This is a genomic window from Microbacterium sp. zg-Y625 (assembly GCF_030246925.1).
Classification (GTDB): Bacteria; Actinomycetota; Actinomycetes; order Actinomycetales; family Microbacteriaceae; genus Microbacterium; species Microbacterium jiangjiandongii.
Genome location: NZ_CP126740.1, coordinates 718,341 through 736,794 on the forward strand (window position 1 = coordinate 718,341; position 18,454 = coordinate 736,794).

At 72.0% G+C, this 18,454-nt stretch carries 16 protein-coding genes; 12 read left to right on the forward strand and 4 right to left on the reverse strand.

What is annotated here, in order from left to right; genetic code table 11:
• Positions 1 to 33: 33 nt before the first annotated feature.
• Entirely contained in the window at positions 34 to 1,485 is a 1,452-nt protein-coding gene (locus QNO14_RS03155; RefSeq protein ID WP_257506719.1) for an NAD(P)H-quinone dehydrogenase, read from the forward strand.
• Between the two features lie 63 nt (positions 1,486 to 1,548).
• On the opposite strand, the gene QNO14_RS03160 is transcribed toward QNO14_RS03155, so the two are convergent.
• On the reverse strand, positions 1,549 to 3,315 hold the full coding sequence (locus tag QNO14_RS03160) for an acetyl/propionyl/methylcrotonyl-CoA carboxylase subunit alpha (protein ID WP_257506720.1): 1,767 nt from the start codon (positions 3,313 to 3,315) through the stop codon (positions 1,549 to 1,551).
• 78 nt (positions 3,316 to 3,393) lie between these two features.
• On the reverse strand, positions 3,394 to 4,035 hold the full coding sequence (locus QNO14_RS03165) for a Maf family protein (RefSeq protein ID WP_257494653.1): 642 nt from the start codon (positions 4,033 to 4,035) through the stop codon (positions 3,394 to 3,396).
• A 47-nt stretch (positions 4,036 to 4,082) separates the two neighbouring features.
• On the opposite strand from QNO14_RS03165, the gene QNO14_RS03170 reads away from it, so the two are divergent.
• The 4 genes from QNO14_RS03170 to QNO14_RS03185 all read left to right on the forward strand — a co-directional run bounded on the left by QNO14_RS03170 (position 4,083) and on the right by QNO14_RS03185 (position 8,445).
• Positions 4,083 to 5,441 (forward strand): class I SAM-dependent RNA methyltransferase, encoded by a 1,359-nt coding sequence (locus QNO14_RS03170; RefSeq protein WP_257506721.1) that lies wholly within the window; start codon positions 4,083 to 4,085, stop codon positions 5,439 to 5,441.
• Positions 5,442 to 5,451: 10 nt separating this feature from the next.
• Positions 5,452 to 6,117 carry a response regulator transcription factor gene (locus tag QNO14_RS03175; protein WP_257494651.1) on the forward strand — a complete coding sequence of 222 codons (666 nt, stop codon included), beginning with the start codon at positions 5,452 to 5,454 and terminating at the stop codon, positions 6,115 to 6,117.
• Between the two features lie 67 nt (positions 6,118 to 6,184).
• The gene (locus QNO14_RS03180) at positions 6,185 to 7,357 is read left to right on the forward strand and encodes a sensor histidine kinase (RefSeq protein WP_257494650.1); all 1,173 of its coding nucleotides are present in this window, start codon (positions 6,185 to 6,187) and stop codon (positions 7,355 to 7,357) included.
• Entirely contained in the window at positions 7,354 to 8,445 is a 1,092-nt protein-coding gene (locus QNO14_RS03185; RefSeq protein ID WP_257494649.1) for a hypothetical protein, read from the forward strand. Before QNO14_RS03180 ends, QNO14_RS03185 begins: the two co-directional genes overlap by 4 nt.
• Before the next feature lie 194 nt (positions 8,446 to 8,639).
• Here the strand turns inward: QNO14_RS03185 and QNO14_RS03190 are convergent, their stop codons facing one another.
• Together QNO14_RS03190 and QNO14_RS03195 are read right to left on the reverse strand one after the other, a co-directional pair.
• Positions 8,640 to 8,870: an acyl-CoA carboxylase subunit epsilon gene (locus QNO14_RS03190; protein ID WP_257494648.1), complete on the reverse strand. Its 231-nt coding sequence runs from the start codon at positions 8,868 to 8,870 to the stop codon at positions 8,640 to 8,642.
• A complete protein-coding gene (locus tag QNO14_RS03195; protein WP_257494647.1) occupies positions 8,867 to 10,456 on the reverse strand; it encodes an acyl-CoA carboxylase subunit beta in 1,590 nt (529 codons plus the stop codon). The genes QNO14_RS03190 and QNO14_RS03195 overlap by 4 nt, the downstream gene beginning before the upstream one ends.
• 99 nt (positions 10,457 to 10,555) lie before the next feature.
• Between QNO14_RS03195 and QNO14_RS03200 the strand changes: the two genes are divergently transcribed.
• The 7 genes from QNO14_RS03200 to QNO14_RS03230 all read left to right on the forward strand — a co-directional run bounded on the left by QNO14_RS03200 (position 10,556) and on the right by QNO14_RS03230 (position 18,404).
• Positions 10,556 to 11,350 carry a biotin--[acetyl-CoA-carboxylase] ligase gene (locus tag QNO14_RS03200; RefSeq protein WP_257494646.1) on the forward strand — a complete coding sequence of 265 codons (795 nt, stop codon included), beginning with the start codon at positions 10,556 to 10,558 and terminating at the stop codon, positions 11,348 to 11,350.
• A 55-nt stretch (positions 11,351 to 11,405) separates the two neighbouring features.
• Positions 11,406 to 11,987 carry a PH domain-containing protein gene (locus QNO14_RS03205; protein WP_257494645.1) on the forward strand — a complete coding sequence of 194 codons (582 nt, stop codon included), beginning with the start codon at positions 11,406 to 11,408 and terminating at the stop codon, positions 11,985 to 11,987.
• Positions 11,988 to 12,045: 58 nt separating this feature from the next.
• On the forward strand, positions 12,046 to 13,182 hold the full coding sequence (locus QNO14_RS03210; RefSeq protein WP_257506722.1) for a 5-(carboxyamino)imidazole ribonucleotide synthase: 1,137 nt from the start codon (positions 12,046 to 12,048) through the stop codon (positions 13,180 to 13,182).
• Positions 13,183 to 13,325: 143 nt separating this feature from the next.
• Positions 13,326 to 13,793 (forward strand): 5-(carboxyamino)imidazole ribonucleotide mutase, encoded by a 468-nt coding sequence (gene purE / locus QNO14_RS03215; RefSeq protein WP_257494700.1) that lies wholly within the window; start codon positions 13,326 to 13,328, stop codon positions 13,791 to 13,793.
• Entirely contained in the window at positions 13,790 to 15,244 is a 1,455-nt protein-coding gene (locus QNO14_RS03220; protein WP_257506723.1) for an LCP family protein, read from the forward strand. The genes purE and QNO14_RS03220 overlap by 4 nt, the downstream gene beginning before the upstream one ends.
• A 3-nt stretch (positions 15,245 to 15,247) precedes the next feature.
• Positions 15,248 to 16,360, forward strand: coding sequence for a glycosyltransferase (locus tag QNO14_RS03225; RefSeq protein ID WP_257506724.1), 1,113 nt, complete (start codon positions 15,248 to 15,250; stop codon positions 16,358 to 16,360).
• A gap of 64 nt (positions 16,361 to 16,424) precedes the next feature.
• Entirely contained in the window at positions 16,425 to 18,404 is a 1,980-nt protein-coding gene (locus QNO14_RS03230; protein WP_257506725.1) for a cell wall-binding repeat-containing protein, read from the forward strand.
• Positions 18,405 to 18,454: the final 50 nt, after the last annotated feature.

Below are 18,454 nucleotides of genomic sequence, written 5' to 3' on the forward strand. Positions count from 1 at the left end.
TCGACGCCTCAGCGCGCCTGAGAGAATGGAGTCATGTCGTTGAGCTTCGAGCGCACCCAGACCGTCGCCATCCTCGGTGGGGGCCCCGGCGGTTACGAGGCCGCGATCGCCGCCGCCCAGCTCGGCGCGAAGGTCACGCTCGTCGAGCGCGCGAGCGTCGGGGGTGCCGCGGTGATCACCGACGTCGTCCCCTCCAAGAGCCTCATCGCCACCGCGGACGCGGCAGTGGCGATCTCGCAGGCCGGTGACCTGGGCGTGCAGCTGTTCGCCCGCGGCGGCGACGGTCGGCCGCTCAAGCCCGAGGTCGCCATCAACCTCGCAGCCGTGAACAAGCGTCTGCTGTCGCTGGCGCGCCAGCAGTCCGACGACATGCGTGCGACGCTCGTCGAGGCGGGGGTGCGGATCGTCTCCGGCCACGGGCGGCTCGAGGGTGACAACGCCGTCGTGGTGTCCACCGGCCCCGGTGGCGTCGACTTCGACCGCATCGAGGCGGACACCCTCGTCGTGTCCGTCGGCTCGTCGCCGCGGGAGCTCCCCACCGCGCCGCCCGACGGGGAGCGGATCCTCACCTGGACCCAGCTGTACGACATGAAGTCGCTGCCGGAGCACCTGATCGTGGTCGGCTCGGGCGTCACCGGCGCCGAGTTCGCCGGGGCCTACATGAACCTCGGCGCCAGGGTCACGCTCGTCTCCAGCCGTGACCACGTGCTGCCGGGGGAGGACCCGGACGCTGCGGCCCTCCTCGAGCGTGTCTTCACCCGCGGCGGTATGCAGGTGCTGTCGAAGGCCCGTGCCCAGACGGTGCAGCGCTCGGGTGACGGCGTCGTGGTGACCCTCGCCGACGGACGCACGATCGAGGGCAGCCACTGCCTCATGGCCGTCGGCTCCGTGCCGAACACCGCCGGCATCGGGCTGGAGGAGGCCGGCATCCAGATGACCGAGTCCGGGCACATCCGCGTCAACAGGGTCGCCCGCACGTCGGTCCCCAACATCTACGCCGCCGGCGACTGCACCACCTTCGTGCCGCTGGCCTCGGTCGCCTCGATGCAGGGGCGCACCGCGGTGTTCCACGCCCTCGGTGACACCGTCATCCCGCTCGAGCGCCGCCGCATCGCCGCCAACATCTTCACCGCCCCCGAGATCGCGACCGTGGGCTTCCAGCAGGCGGACATCGACTCCGGCCTGGTCGACGGCGTCGTGCACAAGCTGCCGCTGGCGGCCAACCCCCGCGCCAAGATGATGGGCGTCCGCGACGGCTTCGTGAAGCTCTTCGCCCGGCAGGGAAGCGGCACCGTGCTCGGCGGGGTCATCGTGGCTCCCCGCGCTTCGGAGCTCATCTACCCCATCGCGATCGCCGTGGAGCGACGGCTGACCGTCGACCAGGTGTCGCGCGTCTTCGCGGTGTACCCCTCGCTTTCGGGGTCGATCACCGATGCCGCCCGCGCGATGCACATCGTCGACCGGGCCACCGAGCCCGAGGTGTAACCCGCGCGCTGCCCTCCCTCGGCCGGGCGCGACGGATGCCACGGGGCCGCGACCCCGCCGGGGTCAGGTGATCGTGAGCAGCAGGTGCCCGGCCGAGACGGTGGTGCCCGGCATGGCGTCCAGGGCGCCGACGACGCCGTCCTTGTGCGCCTGGATGGGCTGCTCCATCTTCATCGCCTCGAGCACGACGACGAGGTCGCCCTTGACGACCTGCTGTCCCTCGGCGACGGCGACCTTCACGACGGTCGCCTGCATCGGCGACGTGACGGCGTCGCCCGACGCCCCGGCGACCACCGTCGGTGCGTGGCTTCGCCGCGACGGCGGCACAGCCGCCGGGCGGCCGACCTTCGCCGGAGCCGCGACGATGCGGTCGGGCAGGCTCACCTCGAGGCGCTTGCCTGCGACCTCGACGACGACCGTGTGGCGGCTGTCGCCGGCATCCGGGGTGTCGTCTTCGCCGTCCCACGGCGGGATGTCGTTGTCGAACTCGGTCTCGATCCAGCGCGTGAAGACGCCGAACCGGCCGTCCTCGGCGGTGAAGGCGGGGTCGCGCACGACGCGGCGGTGGAACGGCAGCACGGTCGGCATGCCGGCGACCTCGAACTCATCGAGCGCCCGGCGCGCCCGTGACAGCGCCTCGGCACGGTCGCGCCCGGTGACGATGATCTTGCCCAGCAGCGAATCGAACGCGCCCGACACCGCGTCACCCGCGGTGACGCCGGAGTCGAGCCGGATGCCGGGTCCGCCGAAGGTCTTGAAGACGTGGATGCGACCGGGCTGCGGCAGGAACCCGCGACCGGGGTCCTCCCCGTTGATGCGGAACTCGATGGAGTGGCCGACGGGCTCGGGGTCGCGCTCTTCGAGCAGGCCGCCCTCGGCCAGGCGGAACTGCTCGCGCACGAGGTCGATGCCGGTGACCTCTTCGGACACCGGGTGCTCGACCTGCAGGCGGGTGTTCACCTCGAGGAACGAGATGGTGCCGTCGGCGCCGATGAGGAACTCGCAGGTGCCGGCCCCGACGTAGCCCACCTCTTTGAGGATCGCCTTCGACGAGGTGTAGAGCACCTCGTTCTGCTCGGGCGTGAGGAAGGGGGCCGGAGCCTCTTCCACGAGCTTCTGGTGGCGCCGCTGCAGCGAGCAGTCGCGGGTCGAGACGACGACGACGGTGCCGGCGGCGTCGGCCAGGCACTGGGTCTCGACGTGACGGGGCTTGTCGAGGTACTTCTCCACGAAGCACTCGCCGCGCCCGAAGGCGGTGATCGCCTCGCGGGTGGCGGATTCGAAGGCCTCGGCCACCTCGTCCAGCTCGCGGGCGACCTTCAGTCCCCGGCCGCCGCCGCCGTACGCGGCCTTGATGGCGATCGGCAGACCGTGCTCGCGGGCGAACGCGATGGCCTCATCGGCGTTCGCGACCGGTCCAGGCGTGCCCGGTGCGAGCGGAGCGCCGACCCGCTCGGCCACATGCCGGGCGGTGACCTTGTCGCCGAGGGCTTCGATCGCCTCGGGCGACGGTCCGATCCAGACGAGCCCCGCGGCGATGACGGCGCGGGCAAAGTCGGCGTTCTCGGCGAGGAAGCCGTAGCCGGGGTGCACCGCGTCGGCGCCGGAGCGGCGGGCGACGGAGAGGATCTTGTCGATCGAGAGGTAGGTGTCGGCGCTCGTCGCGCCGTCGAGCGAATAGGCCTCGTCGGCGAGTCGGGCGTGCAGGGCGTCGCGATCCTGGTCGGCGTAGACGGCGACCGACCCCTTGCCGCTGTCGCGGGCAGCGCGGATGATGCGGACGGCGATCTCGCCGCGGTTCGCGATGAGCACCTTGGCGATAGCAGGCATGGATGTCAGCCTACCCAGACACCGGGGGTGCTCTTTGGATCACCCGCACAAGAAAGTCCGGGAAACCTTCGTCGATGTCTACGAACGGTTCCAGAGCGTCGGCCAGGCGACGTCGAGCTGCCGCGCCAGGCGGCGCACCGTCGGCAGCGACATTCCGACCACCGTCGAGGGGTCCCCCTGCACGGCGTCGATGAAGGGGCCGCCGAGGCTGTCGATGGTGAATGCCCCGGCCACGTGCAGCGGCTCGCCGGTCGCGACGTACGCGGCGATCTCGTCGTCGTCGATGTCGGCGGCGAAGGTCACCGCCGCTTCTGCGACCGCGTGAGCCTCTGCCGTCGGCCGGCCGGCGCGCACCCGCACGACGCTGTGGCCGGAGTGCAGGATGCCGGTGCGCCCCCGCATCGCCCGCCATCGCGCCACGGCGGCCTCGGCCGTGTAGGGCTTGCCGAGGATCTCGCCGTCGATCTCGAACATCGAGTCCCCGCCGATGACGATGCCCTCGAACCCGGCTGCGGCCACGCGCTCGGCGACGTCCGCGGCCTTGCGTCGCGCGAGGAGCAGCACGTGCTCGGCGGCGGGAAGGGTGCGCGCCTCGTCATGCTGAACCGCTGCGATGACGGCATCCTCATCCACGTCCGGTGCCATCGTCTCCGGTTCGATGCCGGCCTGCCGCAGCAGCGTGAGACGGGCGGGAGAGGTCGAGGCGAGGCACACGCGCATCGCCCCAGCCTAGGGGCGGGCACATCTGGGTGTGCGAGCATCGAAGGATGGCTACACCCTTGGCATCCACGGACGCCCTCATCGATCTCGACGTCACCGACGTCGCCCACGGCGGCGTGTTCGTCGGCCGTCACGAGGGGCGCGTCGTGTTCGTTCCCGACGCTCTCCCGGGGGAGCGGGTGCGGGTGCGGCTGACCGACGTCGGCAAGGCGTCGTTCTGGCGTGGTGAGGTGCTGGAGGTGCTCGATGCGTCGCCGCACCGTCGCCCGCACATCTGGCGGCAGGCGGATGTCGACGTGGCCCCGGAGGACCGACCGGGCGGCGCGGACTTCGGCCACATCGAACTCACCCACCAGCGGGCCCTCAAGCAGCACGTCGTCACGGACGCGCTGCAGCGTTTCGCCGGCCTGACGATGCCGGTCACGGTCTCCCCGGTGTCGGCCGACGGTGTGGACCGTGCCACCCCGCCCGCGGACGACGACGGCACCGGGTGGCGCACCCGGCTCAGCCTGCACGTGGATGCCGACGGCCGCGTCGGCCCGTACGCGGCGCGCAGCCACCGCGTCGTGACGGTCGAGGACCACCCGCTGGCCGCCCCCGACCTCGCGCGTGTGGCGCTGGAGCTGCAGGGTGTGGCGCCGGGGCGGATCGATCTGGTGCTTCCGTCCGATGGGCGCGTGCGCGTGCTGCCCCGACCCGAGCACCACCACCGTGACGGCGGGCGCCGGCCCCGCGGCGCGACTCCGACGGGACGCAGGGCGACGGGGGCGAATCCGCTGCGCGAAGTCATCGTAGAACAGGTCGCGGGGCGCGAGTTCCGCGTGGATGCCGGCGGGTTCTGGCAGGTGCACCGCTTCGCAGCGCACGCGCTGACGCAGGTCGTCTCCGAGCATCTGACCGAGGCACACCCCGAAGGTCTCGACCCCGAGTCGCTGCACCTGGACCTCTACGGCGGCGTGGGACTGTTCGCCGCGGCGCTCGGGGACATCGGCGGACCCCGCACGCGCGTCATCAGTGTCGAGTCCGACTCCCGCGCGACCGAGCACGCCGGCGAGAACCTCTCCGAGTGGGTGGGTGCGCGCGCCGAGACCGGCCGCGTGGACCGCTGGCTCGCCCAGTGGGGCAATGAGGCCACCCGTCGCGACCGGGAGCGGCTGGCCCGCGGCGTCGTGGTGCTCGACCCGCCGCGCTCCGGCGCCGGGCGCGAAGTGGTGCAGGCCGTGGCATCGCTCGCACCGCAGACCGTCGTCTACGTGGCGTGCGATCCCGTGGCGCTGGCGCGCGATGTGGCGACCTTCCGGGAGGCCGGGTACGCGGCGTCCCGCATCGACGGTCTCGACCTCTTTCCGAACTCGCATCACGTCGAGGCCGTGGCGACGCTCATCCGCGAAGAGCCGCGGCGGTAGCATGACCAGCATGATCCGGGTGGCGCTCATCGACGACCACGAGTCGGTGCGGCTCGGGCTCGAAGCGGCGTGCCTGCGCTCCGGCGCCCAGGACGTGGCCTTCTCGGGGAGCTCCGTCACGGAGTACCTCGACTGGCGGCTCTACAGCCACCAGCCGCCGGCGGACGTGGTCGTGCTCGATCTGACCCTGGGCGATGGCACCACGGTCACCGAGAACGTCACGCGCCTCGTGCGGGACGGCTCGAGCGTCATCATCCACAGCGTGGCGGACCGTGCGACCACCGTGCGCGAGGCCCTGGCCGCGGGAGCCGCGGGCGTGATCAGCAAGGCCAGCCGCATCGACGAGGTCGTCGAGGCGATCGGCACGGTCGCTGACGGACAGCACCTCGACAACGTGGAGTGGGCAAGCGCGGTGGAGGGCGATCGCGCTTTCGCCGACGCGCAGCTGTCCGCTCGCGAGCGGGACGTGCTGAGGCTCTATGCTGCGGGGCTCCCGCTGAAGGTCGTCGCGGACCGCCTGGGGGTGGCGTACTCGACGGCCAAGGAGAACATCACGCGAGTGAGGTACAAGTACGTCGAGGTGGGCCGCCCTGCGCCCACCAAGGTGGACTTGGCGCGCCGCGCGATGGAGGACGGACTCCTGACCCGACCCACCGAGTCCCCCGGTGCAGTCTGAGGCCAGTCGCCGCGTGCTGGCGGACGCACACGGCACTTTTCCCCACACCGCGGACACGATCGCCGGCATGGCGACGTTCACCCGAGCGCGCGTCGAACGCTTCACCTCGCTCGCGGTCGGCGCCGGCAGCATCGCCCTGGGCGTCCATTCGCTCCTGACCGCCTTCGGGTCGACGGACGAACTGCCGCAGTGGCGCACGATTCTCATGGTCGTGGTCTTCGTCCCCCTGGCTGCGATGATCGTGGGCTGCATCGTCGGGCGTGCGGTGCGCGAGACCGCGGGCGTCTTCGCCGTCGCCTACCCGCTGGCCCTGCTCGCGTGGCCCCTCGCCGTGGTGGGCACGCCGACATCGCCCTCGGAGGGGCCGTGGATCTGGCTGCTGCTCAATGTGGCGACGGTCGCGGCCGTGCTGTCCTTCCCGCTGCCGCTTCAGCTCGTGTGGACGGTCATGGTGCCGGTGGAGTACGGCATCGTGCGCTGGGCGCAGTTCGACTTCGCTCCGGATGCCGCTGCTCCCGTGGGCCTCGACGTGCTCTACGCCATCATCCTCGGAGCGGTGCTGCTCACCCTCGACCGCGTCTATCGCGCGGTCGCCACCGATGTCGACGAGGCACGGGCCGAGGCGGTCGCCTCGTACGCCGCGGCCGCCGCGGCCGACGCAGCGGAACGGGAGCGCATCGCGGTCGCCGCGCTCATGCACGACAGCGTGCTGGCCGCCCTCATCGCGGCGGAGCGGGCGGAGACGCCGCGGGAGCGGGCGCTGGCGGTGGCCATGGCGCGCGAGGCGCTCACACGTCTGGCGAACACCGAGCAGGATGCCGGCGAGGGCCCCGACGCCCCGGTGTCGGTGCACGAGCTGATCGAGCGGCTGCAACGGGCGGCGCAGGAGGTCGGTGTGGACCTGCAGGTCCAGCGGTCCCTGACCGACGAGGCCGTGACCGTGCCGGGTCGCGTCGGGCGGGCGCTCGTGCTCGCCGCCACGCAGGCCGTGGCGAACGCGGTCGAGCACGCCGCCTCGGTCGGCCTCGTGGTGACCGTCGACGACGGCGCCCAGCGCGGCGGCATCCGCATCACCGTCCGCGACGCCGGCACGGGCTTCGACCTGGGCGCGGTCCCTGACGACCGGCTCGGCATCCGGGCGTCGATCTACGCGCGGGTCGCCGCGGTGGGCGGACGCGCACACGTGTCACCCACCGACGAGGGGACCAGCGTCGTCCTGGAATGGGAGCCGCTGCCATGAAGCTGCGACCTCGGAGCGTGCTGTCCGCGCTGGGTGTGGCGTTCACCGCCTACCTCGGCATCGGCTGGCCCTGGTGGGAGGGCAACTTCTCCGATCACTGGCTCGCGACCGCCGCGGCGGTGGCGCTGTACCTCGCCGCGTCGTGGCTCGCCATCTTCTGGGGCCAGCGCAGCGGTGAGGTGAAGCGGCGTGGCCTCGTCGACGACGCCGGCATGACCACCGGTGGGGGCGGACCCACTTTGCTGCCCGCCTGGGTGGCCGCTCTCGCGCTCGGCACGGCCGCCGTCGTGCCGAGTGTGGTGTGGGCCAGCGTCGACGAAGCCGCGCGGACGCAGCCGTACGCCACGTGGACGATCGGCGCCATCGGCGCGCTCATGGCGATCGTCGTGGTGCGCCGCCGGCCGATCGTCGCGGCCATCGGCATCGTGCTGCTGACGATTCAGGGCGCCTTCTGGATCGGGCTGCTGCCCAGCCTGTCGCTCGGACTCGTCGGGTCGGCGGTGTGGACGGCGATGGCGCAGCTGCTGATGTGGTCGACGGACCGGGCGTCGCTCGAGAGCACCCAGCTGACGCGACTGCAGCGCGCGGCGTCGGAATGGCTGGCGTCGCAGGCCGGGCGCCAGCGGGAGCGCCGCGTGCAGGTGCAGCGGGCGCTCGCCGTCGCCGGCCCCGTGCTCACCCGCACCATCGCCACCGGCGGTGACCTCGACGCCCATGAGCGCGAGCTGGCCCGGCTGGCCGAGGGGCGGATGCGCGACGAGCTGCGCGGTCGGCGGCTTCTCGACGACGATGTGCGCGGTGTGCTCGAAGCCGCACGCCAGCGCGGTGCGAACGTCACGGTGCTCGACGAAGGCGGCCTCGACGGTCTCGGCGAGCGCGGGCTGCGGGTCGTGCGCGCGGAGCTGGCAGACGTGCTGCGCAACGCCCAGTCCGAGCGCATCTACATCCGGACGGCTCCGCACGAGACGGTCGCCGTCACGGTGGTCGGTCGCTCGCGCGAGGACGGCGAGGACACCGTGGACCTGTGGCGCGAGATCGCGCTGCCGCTGCCGGACGCGGAGAAGCGTTCCGCCGGGGCGGGAAGGTAGAGCGGCGAGGGGCGGCGAAGCCGCCCGCCCCTCGCCGTGTGCGGAGCGGTTACCCGAAAACCTCTCCGCGGGGGCCGGGTGACGCGTTCGAAAGAAACGAAGCGATCCGGCGGACGCAGAATTGCGTTCAGCAGGATCAGTATCCGCCGCCGCGACGAAGCCTGTCTGTAGGTACTTTGGGGGACAACGCGGACTCAGCGAAGTCCGGTCCGCCAGCCGGCCTGCCGATCCAGCGGCCGGCGCAGGCCTCGCGCCGCGTGTTCCCACCCTGGCCGCACCGGCGGGTCGTCGACGACGGCGTCTGCGGCCTCGCGGTGGTACGCCTCGGTGACCACGGCGATGACCGCGGCGAGGTCCTCTTCGGTGGCGCTGCCGCGCCGCACATCGACGCGGATGCGGGCCTCGTCGGGGGGCGGGGTGCTCACAGCGGGATGTTCCCGTGCTTCTTCGGCGGCAGGCTCGCGCGCTTGCCGCGCAGCGACCGCAGGGCCTTGGCGACCGAGACGCGGGTCTGCGCCGGCTCGATGATGCCGTCCAGCTCGCCGCGCTCGGCGGCGAGGAACGGGGAGGCGACGTTGTACGTGTATTCCGACGCCAGGCGCGCGCGCACGGCCGCGACATCCTCGCCGGCCTCCTCAGCCCGACGGATCTCGTTGCGATACAGGATGTTCACCGCGCCCTGACCGCCCATCACCGCGATCTCGGCCGTCGGCCAGGCGAGGTTGACGTCGGCGCCCAGCTGCTTGGAGCCCATCACGATGTACGCGCCGCCGTACGCCTTGCGCAGGATCACGGTCACCAGGGGCACGGTGGCCTCGGCGTAGGCGTAGAGCAGCTTCGCGCCGCGGCGGATGACGCCCGTCCATTCCTGGTCGGTGCCGGGGAGGTAACCGGGCACGTCGACGAGCGTGACGATCGGCACCGAGAACGCATCGCAGAAGCGCACGAAGCGGCTCGCCTTCTCGCCGGCCTCGATGTTGAGGGTGCCGGCCATCTGCGACGGCTGGTTGGCGATGATCCCCACCGTTCGCCCCTCCATGCGGCCGAAGCCGATCACGATGTTCGGCGCGAACAGGGGCTGCACCTCGAGGAAGTCGCCGCCGTCGACGAGGTGACCGATGACCTGGTGGATGTCGTACGGCTGGTTCGCGGAATCGGGGATGATCGCGTTCAGCGACCGGTCGGCATCCGTCGTCTCCCACTCGAACCCGTGCTCGTACACGGGGAGCTCCGCCATGTTGTTGTCGGGGAGGAAGCCGACGAGCGTGCGCGCGTAGTCGAGGGCGTCGTCCTCGTCCTCGGCCAGGTAGTGGGCGACGCCCGAGCGGGTGTTGTGGGTGTGCGCGCCGCCGAGCTCCTCCATGCCGACGTCCTCGCCGGTGACGGTCTTGATGACGTCGGGGCCGGTGACGAACATCTGGCTGGTCTTGTCGACCATGATCACGAAGTCCGTCAGGGCGGGGGAGTACACCGCGCCGCCGGCGGCCGGCCCCATGACGATCGAGATCTGCGGGATGACCCCGGAGGCGGCGGTGTTGAGGCGGAAGATCTCGCCGTACTTGCCGAGGGCCACCACGCCCTCCTGGATGCGGGCCCCGCCGGAGTCGAGCATGCCGATGATGGGCATACCGCCGCGCAGGGCGAACTCCATCACCTTGATGATCTTGTCGCCGGCGACTTCGCCGAGGGACCCGCCGAACGTCGAGAAGTCCTGGGCGTACACGGCGACGGTGCGCCCGTGGATGGTGCCCGTGCCGGTGACGACCGAGTCGCCGTAGGGGCGGGAGCGGTCCATCCCGAAGGCCGTGGTGCGGTGGCGGACGTACTCGTCGAACTCGACGAACGAGCCGGGGTCCACCAGCAGCTCGATGCGCTCGCGCGCGGTCAGCTTGCCCTTCGCGTGCTGCTTGTCGCGGGCGGCGGCCTCGGCGTCGAGGACCGCCTCCTGGTATCGGTCGCGCAGGTCGGCGATCTTGCCGGCGGTCGTGGAGAGGTCGGGCTGGTCCGTCACCGTTCCACCCTAGCGACAGCGCCCCCGCGGACGTTGGAGGGTGGAGACAAGGGGTTGCGGCATCCGCTGTGGGAATCCCTTCGGGCGTAGGGTGTCGCCATGACGCTCCCCACCGCAGGCTTCCCGCTCGCAGCGGCCGTCTCGCCCCGGCTGCAGGTCGTCGAATCGACCGACTCCACCAACGCCCACCTCATCCGCGACCTCGAGCACGATCCCGCCGGTCATCCGCACCTGTCGGTGCTGCTCACCGACGACCAGCGCGCCGGCCGCGGTCGCCTGGACCGGTCTTGGACGACGCCGCCGGGCACGGCGCTGGCGGTGTCGGTGCTGGTGCGCGTGCCCGATCTTCCCGCACACGCGCGCGGCTGGATCCCCCTCGTCGCCGGAGCGGCGATGACGCGCGCGCTGACGGATGTGCTGAGCGGGCACGTCCACAAGGTGGCGCTGAAGTGGCCGAACGACGTGCTGCTGGACGGTGGCAAGGTGTGCGGCATCCTCGCCGAGGTGGTTCCCGGCGATCCTTCGGCGGTCGTCGTGGGGGCAGGGGTGAACACCAGCATGCGCCGGGTCGACCTGCCGGTGCCCACCGCGACGTCGTTCGCCGCAGTGGGGGTGGACGTCGACCTCGACGACCTGCTCGCCCGCTATCTGCGCCACCTCGACGAGCAGCTGGCCGCCCTCGCAGGCACCGGTGGCGACGCCGCGGCATCCGGAGTGCGTGCCGAGGTCGAGGAGCGCTGCGACACGATCGGCCGTGACGTCTCGGTGAGCATGCCCGACGGCGGCGTGCTCGTCGGCCGGGCCGTGCGGCTGGACGCGGACGGCCGCCTCGTGGTCGAGGTCTCCGGAGTGGAGACGATGGTCTCGGCCGGCGACGTCGTGCACGTGCGCTGAGCCGCGGTCCGCGCGCCAGACGCCCGACGTCGGCGGCGCCCGCCACAATGGTGGGGTGACCCAGCCCATGAGCTTCGCGGGGCGTCCGCTGACGCCGGCGCCCGGCGCGCCGACGCCCGAACTGAGAGTGGCGCGCGTGCGAGGGCATGCGCGGCGCATGTTCTGGCCGGCGCTGGTGCTCATCGCCGTGGCCGGGGCGGTCGGCTACTTCTTCGGGCACGTGCCGGCACCCTTCGAGGACTGGATGCTGCCGACCGCGGCGGCGGTCATCGTGCTGATCCTGGTCGTGCTGCCGTACCTGACCTGGCTGTCGCGCACCTACACGATCACGACCCGGCGCGTCATCGCGCGGTCGGGGCTGTTCACCACCCACCGCACCGAAGTCGCCCACGCACGCGGCTACACCATCCGTGAGCGCCGGGGACCGCTGCAGCGGCTGTGGGGGTCGGGCACCCTGATCCTGTCCAATGGCGTGGACGCGCCGGTCGTGTTGAAGAACATCCCCGCGGTGTCGCTCGTGCACGAGGTGCTCGCCGACCAGGTCGAGGTGAGTCAGATCCTCGCGCACCGGGATTCCCACGCCATCCCGACGGTCGCCCAGCCCGCAGGCCCGCCGCCGCCGCTTCCGGGGCGCTGAGCGCCCCGCCACGGCGGCCCCGCGCATGCGGGAGGATGAAGGGGACGAAAGGAGCGGCATGGCGCTGCGTGTCGGAGTCGTGGGCGGGGGCCAGCTGGCCCGCATGTTGATCGCACCGGCGGTGGAGCTCGGGGTCGAGCTGCGGGTTCTCGCGGAGGAGCCGGGCATGGCGGCGTCGCTCGCGGCGACCGCCGTCGGCGACTACCGCGACGCCGAGACGGTGCTCGCCTTCGCGCGGGACGTGGACGTCCTCACCTTCGACCACGAGCACGTGCCGCAGGAGGTGCTCCGCGCCCTCCTGGATGCGGGAGTCGCCGTGCACCCAGGGCCCGACGCGCTGCGATTCGCGCAGGACAAGCTGCTCATGCGCGCACGCCTCGACGAGCTCGGCATGCCGCAGCCCGAGTGGGCCGCCGTCGCCGAGGCATCCCAGCTTCAGGACTTCCTCGACGCGCACGGCGGCCGCGCGGTCGTGAAGACGCCGCGCGGCGGTTACGACGGCAAGGGCGTGCGGGTCGTGTCCGCCGCTGCGGAGGTCGAGGACTGGTTCACCGCGCTCGCCGAAGACGCCCGGGGCGGCGAGCTGCTGGTGGAGGAGCTCGTCGACTTCACCCGCGAGCTCGCGCAGCAGGTGGCGCGGCGGCCGTCGGGCGACCTGCGCTCGTACCCGGTGGTGGAGACCGTGCAGCGCGACGGCGTGTGCGCCGAGGTCATCGCCCCGGCACCACACGCCGCCCAGCGGCTCGTGGACGTGGCCCGCGGCATCGGCGAATCGATCGCCACAGGTCTCGGTGTCACCGGCATGCTGGCGGTGGAGCTGTTCGAAACCGCCGATGAGCGCGTGCTCGTCAACGAACTGGCCATGCGCCCGCACAACAGCGGCCACTGGAGCCAGGACGGTGCCGTGACGAGCCAGTTCGAGCAGCATCTGCGTGCCGTGCTCGACCTGCCGCTGGGGGAACCCTCGCCGCGCGCGGCGTGGTCGGTGATGATCAACATCCTCGGGGGACCGGCGGAGGGCGGGCTCGACGACCGCTTCGCCGGGGCGATGGCCGAGCACCCCGGCGCCAAGATCCACACCTATGGCAAGGCGCCGAGACCCGGCCGCAAGGTGGGGCACGTGACCGTCGCGGGCACCGATCTCGACGACGTCGCGTACGAGGCGCGGGCCGCCGCCGCCCACTTCGACGCCTGACCCGGCCTCACCCCAGCCTGACCGCAGCCTGTCGGAGCGACGCCGGGCGCGCGCCGTTGCGGGCAACTTGCAGCAGCGCGGCCTAGCCTTGACGGGTGACCCGGCCGCTGCACTCCTCTGAAGAACCCCTCGTCGGCGTCGTGATGGGCTCGGACTCCGACTGGCGGGTCATGAGCGACGCGTCGCAGGCGCTGTCGGATTTCGCGGTGCCGCACGAGGTCGAGGTCGTTTCGGCCCACCGCACGCCCGACAAGCTGCTGCGCTACGGTCGCGAGGCGCGTGCGCGCGGCCTGAAGGTGATCATCGCCGGTGCCGGGGGCGCGGCGCACCTCCCCGGCATGCTGGCCTCTGTCACGGAGCTCCCGGTCATCGGGGTGCCGGTGCAACTGGCCACCCTCGACGGCCTCGACTCCCTGCTGAGCATCGTGCAGATGCCCGCGGGCATCCCGGTGGCGACGGTCTCGATCAACGGCGCGAAGAACGCCGGGCTCCTCGCGGTGCGCATGCTCGGCATGTCGGACGAGCGGCTCGCCGAGCGCGTGGCCGGCTACGCCCGCGACCTCGAGAGCCAGGTGGAGGAGAAGAACCGCCGGCTGAAGGGCGCCCTGTGAGCGTGACCACGCCGCCGCGTGTGAGCGCCGCGGGGTCGACCGGCGCGCGGACGCGGCTTCTGCAGGAGCGCCCGCTGCGGCATCCGGATGCCACATCGCCCGAGGTCATGACCCGTCGTGCCTGGTGGCTCGTCGTGCTGAACTTCCTGCTGCCGGGCTCCGCCCAGGTGCTCGCCGGCAGCCGCAGGCTCGGCCGCTTCGGCCTCGGCGCGACGCTGACGATGTGGGTGCTGGTCGCGCTCGTCGCGCTCCTCGCCCTGCTCTGGCAACCGGCGCTGTTCACGCTGGGGAGCAACTGGTTCGCGCTCACCGCCGCGCAGGTGCTGCTCATCGGCTATGTCGCGCTGTGGGTCGTCCTCACCGTCGACACCCTCCGTCTCGTGCGCCTCGTGCGCGTGCGCGGGCGCGCCCGCGTCGGCGTCGCCGCCCTCGCGGTGGCGCTGCTGGTGATCGCCGGCGGCGGCACCGCGTACGCGGCTTATTCGGTCGGCAACCTGCGCGGTGCGTTCGGGAGCATCTTCGGGCAGAGCGGCCCGAGCGTGCCGCCGTCGGACGGCTACTACAACATCCTGCTGCTGGGCGCCGACAGCGGCGACGGACGCGACTCGATGCGCTTCGACAGCATCTCGGTGGTGTCGGTGAACGCCGAGTCCGGTGCCGTCACGATCACCGGCATCCCGCGCGATATCCAGAACGCGCCCTTCTCGGCGGGGCCCATGCAGGATCTCTATCCCGACGGCTTCGAGGGGCACAGCGACCTCTCCTGCGGCTGGGGTGCCGGCATCAACCAGCTGATGAACGCCGTCGAGGTGTGCCGCGACGGATCGGGGCTGTACCCCGACGCCGCAGACCGGGGCTCCACGCCCGCGGTGGAGGCGACGAAGGATGCCGCGGAGGGCATCCTCGGCATCGAGATTCCGTACTACGTCTTCATCGACATGCACGGCTTCGCGGACATGATCGACGCGCTCGGCGGCGTGGACATCACCGTCACCGAGCGGCTGCCCAAGGGCGGCGGGCCGACGTACGACGGCCAGCCCGCCGAGGAGTGGGCAAGCGGCTGGATCGAGGCGGGCGAGCAGCACATGGACGGCGACACCGCCCAGTGGTACGCCCGTTCCCGCTACACCACGAGCGACTGGGACCGCATGCAGCGGCAGCGGCAGTTGCAGCAGGCGATGCTGGAGCAGCTCGACCCGTTCAACGCGCTGACGCGGTTCAACGACATCGCCGCCGCCGGGCAGGACCTGATCGAGACCGACCTGCCGCAGTCCATGCTGGCGTACTTCGCCGAGCTGGCGCTGAAGGCCAAGGAGCAGCCGATGACGACCCTCGAGCTCACACCGCAGGGGATCGGCATCGACCCCGACGACCCGGACTACGACCGCGTGCATGAGGCGGTGCAGTCGGCGCTGCATCCGCCGGCGCCGACCCCCGCCCCGGAGGGCTGAGCGATGACGACGACACTGCGGGTCGTGCTGGACGCGCCGGTTGCCGCCGGCGACCGGCAGGGCGAAGCGGCGCGCGAACTGGCCAAGGCGCTGGTGCGCACCGCGCCGTCCGGATGCGATGTCGCGGCGCTGCTGCCCTCGGTGCCGGAGGATGTGCGGGCGGCGCTTCGTGAGCAGGTCCCGGGCCTGGCCCGCGTGGACACCGCGCCGCTGGGGCGGCGGGAGCTCGCGGCGTCCTGGCAGCTCGGGATCGCCGCGGGGGTCGGCGGCGGCATGATCCACGCGACGGGGCTCGCGGCGCCGCTCGTGCGTCATGACCGTGTCTACGACCACCACCAGATCGTCGTGACCGTCTGGGACCTCGCTGCGTGGGAAGCCCCGGACGAACTGGCGCGGCCCTACGTCTCGTGGCAGAAGGGCATGCTGAAGCGGGCGACGAAGCACGCCGACGCCGTCGTCGTTCCCACCCACGCGCACGCGGAGCGCCTCGCCGAGGTTGCGAAGCTGGGCGATCGCATCCGCGTCATCGCCGGCGCCGCCCCGGACGGCTTCGGCATCCCCACCGACGACGTCGGGCGTCGGCGCGCCCTGGACCTGCCGACGGAGTACGTGCTCGTCGACGGCTCCTGGCGTGCGGGGCTGGATGCCGCGCTCCGCGCGGTGGCCCGGGCGGGAGGCGAGCTCCCCGTCGTCGTGCTGGGAGTGGGGGAGGCGGAGACCTCGGCCGTGGCCGAACTCGGGGGTGCGGCCGGCCTGCCCGAAGCCCGCCTTCTCGTGCGGGGCACGCTCGAGGCCTTCGACCGCGCCGCCGTGGTGAGCGGCGCGTCGGCGCTCATCGCCCCGGCGACGATCACGGCCTTCCCGTGGCTCGTGGTCGACGCCCTCGCCCTCGGCACGCCGGTGGTCGCGGCGGACTGCGCCGTGCACCGCGAGGTCGTCGTGGACGGCGGGCTGCTCGTGGATGCCGCGGGTGAGGGCCTCGCCGACGCGCTGGGGCAGGTGCTCGGATCGGACTCCGCACGGGAGCGGCTGTCGGTGCTCGCCGCCGACCGAGGCCGGGCGTTCTCGTGGGCCGGGGCCGCCGAGCGGGTCTGGCAGCTCCACGCCGACCTGTAGTCTCGCGCGAATCGTTACCTGAGGAACATTGGTGTTCTCTCATAACTTCCGTAACACTGGTCCCATGCCTCGCCCCCCGGAGCGCCGTCGGACGCCGTTCAAGCTCGCCGTCCTGACCCTTGCGGGCATCCTCGTGGGGTCGCTGGTGGGGATGTCAGCCCCGGCCGCGCCGGCGCAGGCCGCCGGGTCGATCTTCGACGGCGGGATGATCATCAGCGACGCCGAGTTCTTCGACGGCTCGGCGATGACGGCGGCCGAGGTGCAGGCGTTCCTGAATGACAAAGGCCGGTCCTGCGTCCCCGCCGCCGGGGGACCGGCGTGCATCAAGGACTTCACCGCAGACCTGCCCGCGATGGCCGCCGACCGCTACTGCCGGGCTGTTCCGGCCAAGCCCCGCGCCACCGCGGCCGAGATCATCGCCGCTGCGGGGCAGGCCTGCGGCATCAGTCAGAAGGTGCTGCTGGTGATGCTCCAGAAGGAGCAGGGACTGGTCACGCGGACGAAGCCGACGCAGCGGCACTTCGACGCCGCGCTCGGGCAGAGCTGCCCCGACACCGCACCGTGCGATCCGCGCGCCGCAGGCTTCGTGAACCAGATTTACCTGGGTGCGCGCCAGCAGCAGCTCTACGTGCAGAACCCCGGGTGGTACAACTACCGCCCGGGACGCGTGAACACGATTCAGTGGCACCCCGACCGCGCATGCGGCACCTCGCAGGTCTACATCGAGAACCAGGCGACGGCGAACCTCTACATCTACACGCCTTATCGTGCGAACATCGCCGCCCTCGCCGCCGGCACGGGCACCGGGGACGAGTGCTCGGCGTACGGAAACCGCAACTTCTACAACTACTACCAGCAGTGGTTCAAGGGGGCGGGCGGCGCGGCAGCGCTGATCGCACCGTGCACGGTGCCGCCGGCGACCGAGATCGCGGCGCGCGGCGACAAGCTGGTGGTCACCGCATCCTCGCTCAATGCGCGGACCGCGCCGACCACCAAATGCGGCACGGGCGCGATGAGCCTCGGCAAGGGCACGGTCGTGCAGGCGTCCGGAACATACGGCGCCTGGACCCGTGCCAACGTCAACGGACAGCAGATGTGGCTGTCGTCGCAGTATCTCGCCACGGCGCCCGCGCTCCCTTACTCTGTCGACCGCGTTCAGGGAGCTGATCGCGTGATCACCGCCGTGGAGATGTCGAAGCGGGGGTTCCCCGATGGCGCGAAGGTCCTCTTCATCGCGTCCGGAGCCGACTACCCCGACGCGCTCACCGCGTCGTCGGCCGCCGCGGCACAGGGCGCGTCACTGCTCATCACCGGACACGCTGGCCTGCCTGCCGAGGCGTGGCAGGAGGCGCGACGGCTGAATCCGTCGCGGGTCGTGGTGCTCGGCGGAACGTCCGCCGTCTCTGAGACCGTCGTGGGTGATCTCCGCGCGGCGTTGCCTGGGGCACGCGTGGAACGCGTCGGAGGTGCGGACCGTTTTGAGACGAGTCGTCTCGTGGCGACCCAGCTCATGACCGCGTCCTCGACTGTCTACCTGGCCACGGGCCTCAATTATCCCGACGCGCTGTCGGCCGCCGGCGCGGGGGCCGCGCGCGAGGCAGCGGTGCTGCTCGTCGACGGGCGCAGCCCCACGATCGACGCGGCGACGCGCACAACGCTGACGCGGCTGAGTGCCAAGACGGTGATCATCGTCGGGGGAGAGGACGTGTTGCCCGCCGGCATGGTCGATTCCCTGCGAGCGGCGGGCCTGTCGGTCGAGCGGCTCGGCGGTGCGGACCGGTACGTGACGAACCTGATGGTCAGCTCCCACGTCTACCCCGGGGCCTTTTCGAACGCCTTCTTCGCGACCGGCCAGAACTTCCCCGACGCCGTGGTGGGCGCGGTTCTCTCCGCGCGCAAGGAGGGGCCTTTGCTCCTGACCCCCACCAACTGCATGTCAGGGGCTGCCCAGGACTACCTGATCAAGGCGGGGGCGCGTCAGGTCACTCTCCTGGGTGGGCCCGAGGCGCTGTCGGATGCGGTGTTCCGTTCTGTGCGCTGCTGACTCGGCCGCAGGGAAGGGCCGGTCTCGCTACGACCGTCCCATGCCGTGGT

Coding starts and splice junctions, on each gene's coding strand:
- QNO14_RS03165 (WP_257494653.1), bottom strand. CDS start 4,035: ATGCGCGTGTGCCTCGCCTCGACCTCTCCCGCCCGTCTCACGCTGCTG.
- QNO14_RS03180 (WP_257494650.1), top strand. CDS start 6,185: ATGGCGACGTTCACCCGAGCGCGCGTCGAACGCTTCACCTCGCTCGCG.
- QNO14_RS03170 (WP_257506721.1), top strand. CDS start 4,083: ATGGCTACACCCTTGGCATCCACGGACGCCCTCATCGATCTCGACGTC.
- QNO14_RS03210 (WP_257506722.1), top strand. CDS start 12,046: ATGGCGCTGCGTGTCGGAGTCGTGGGCGGGGGCCAGCTGGCCCGCATG.
- purE (WP_257494700.1), top strand. CDS start 13,326: ATGGGCTCGGACTCCGACTGGCGGGTCATGAGCGACGCGTCGCAGGCG.
- QNO14_RS03230 (WP_257506725.1), top strand. CDS start 16,425: ATGCCTCGCCCCCCGGAGCGCCGTCGGACGCCGTTCAAGCTCGCCGTC.
- QNO14_RS03200 (WP_257494646.1), top strand. CDS start 10,556: ATGACGCTCCCCACCGCAGGCTTCCCGCTCGCAGCGGCCGTCTCGCCC.
- QNO14_RS03185 (WP_257494649.1), top strand. CDS start 7,354: ATGAAGCTGCGACCTCGGAGCGTGCTGTCCGCGCTGGGTGTGGCGTTC.
- QNO14_RS03175 (WP_257494651.1), top strand. CDS start 5,452: ATGATCCGGGTGGCGCTCATCGACGACCACGAGTCGGTGCGGCTCGGG.
- QNO14_RS03155 (WP_257506719.1), top strand. CDS start 34: ATGTCGTTGAGCTTCGAGCGCACCCAGACCGTCGCCATCCTCGGTGGG.
- QNO14_RS03160 (WP_257506720.1), bottom strand. CDS start 3,315: ATGCCTGCTATCGCCAAGGTGCTCATCGCGAACCGCGGCGAGATCGCC.
- QNO14_RS03225 (WP_257506724.1), top strand. CDS start 15,248: ATGACGACGACACTGCGGGTCGTGCTGGACGCGCCGGTTGCCGCCGGC.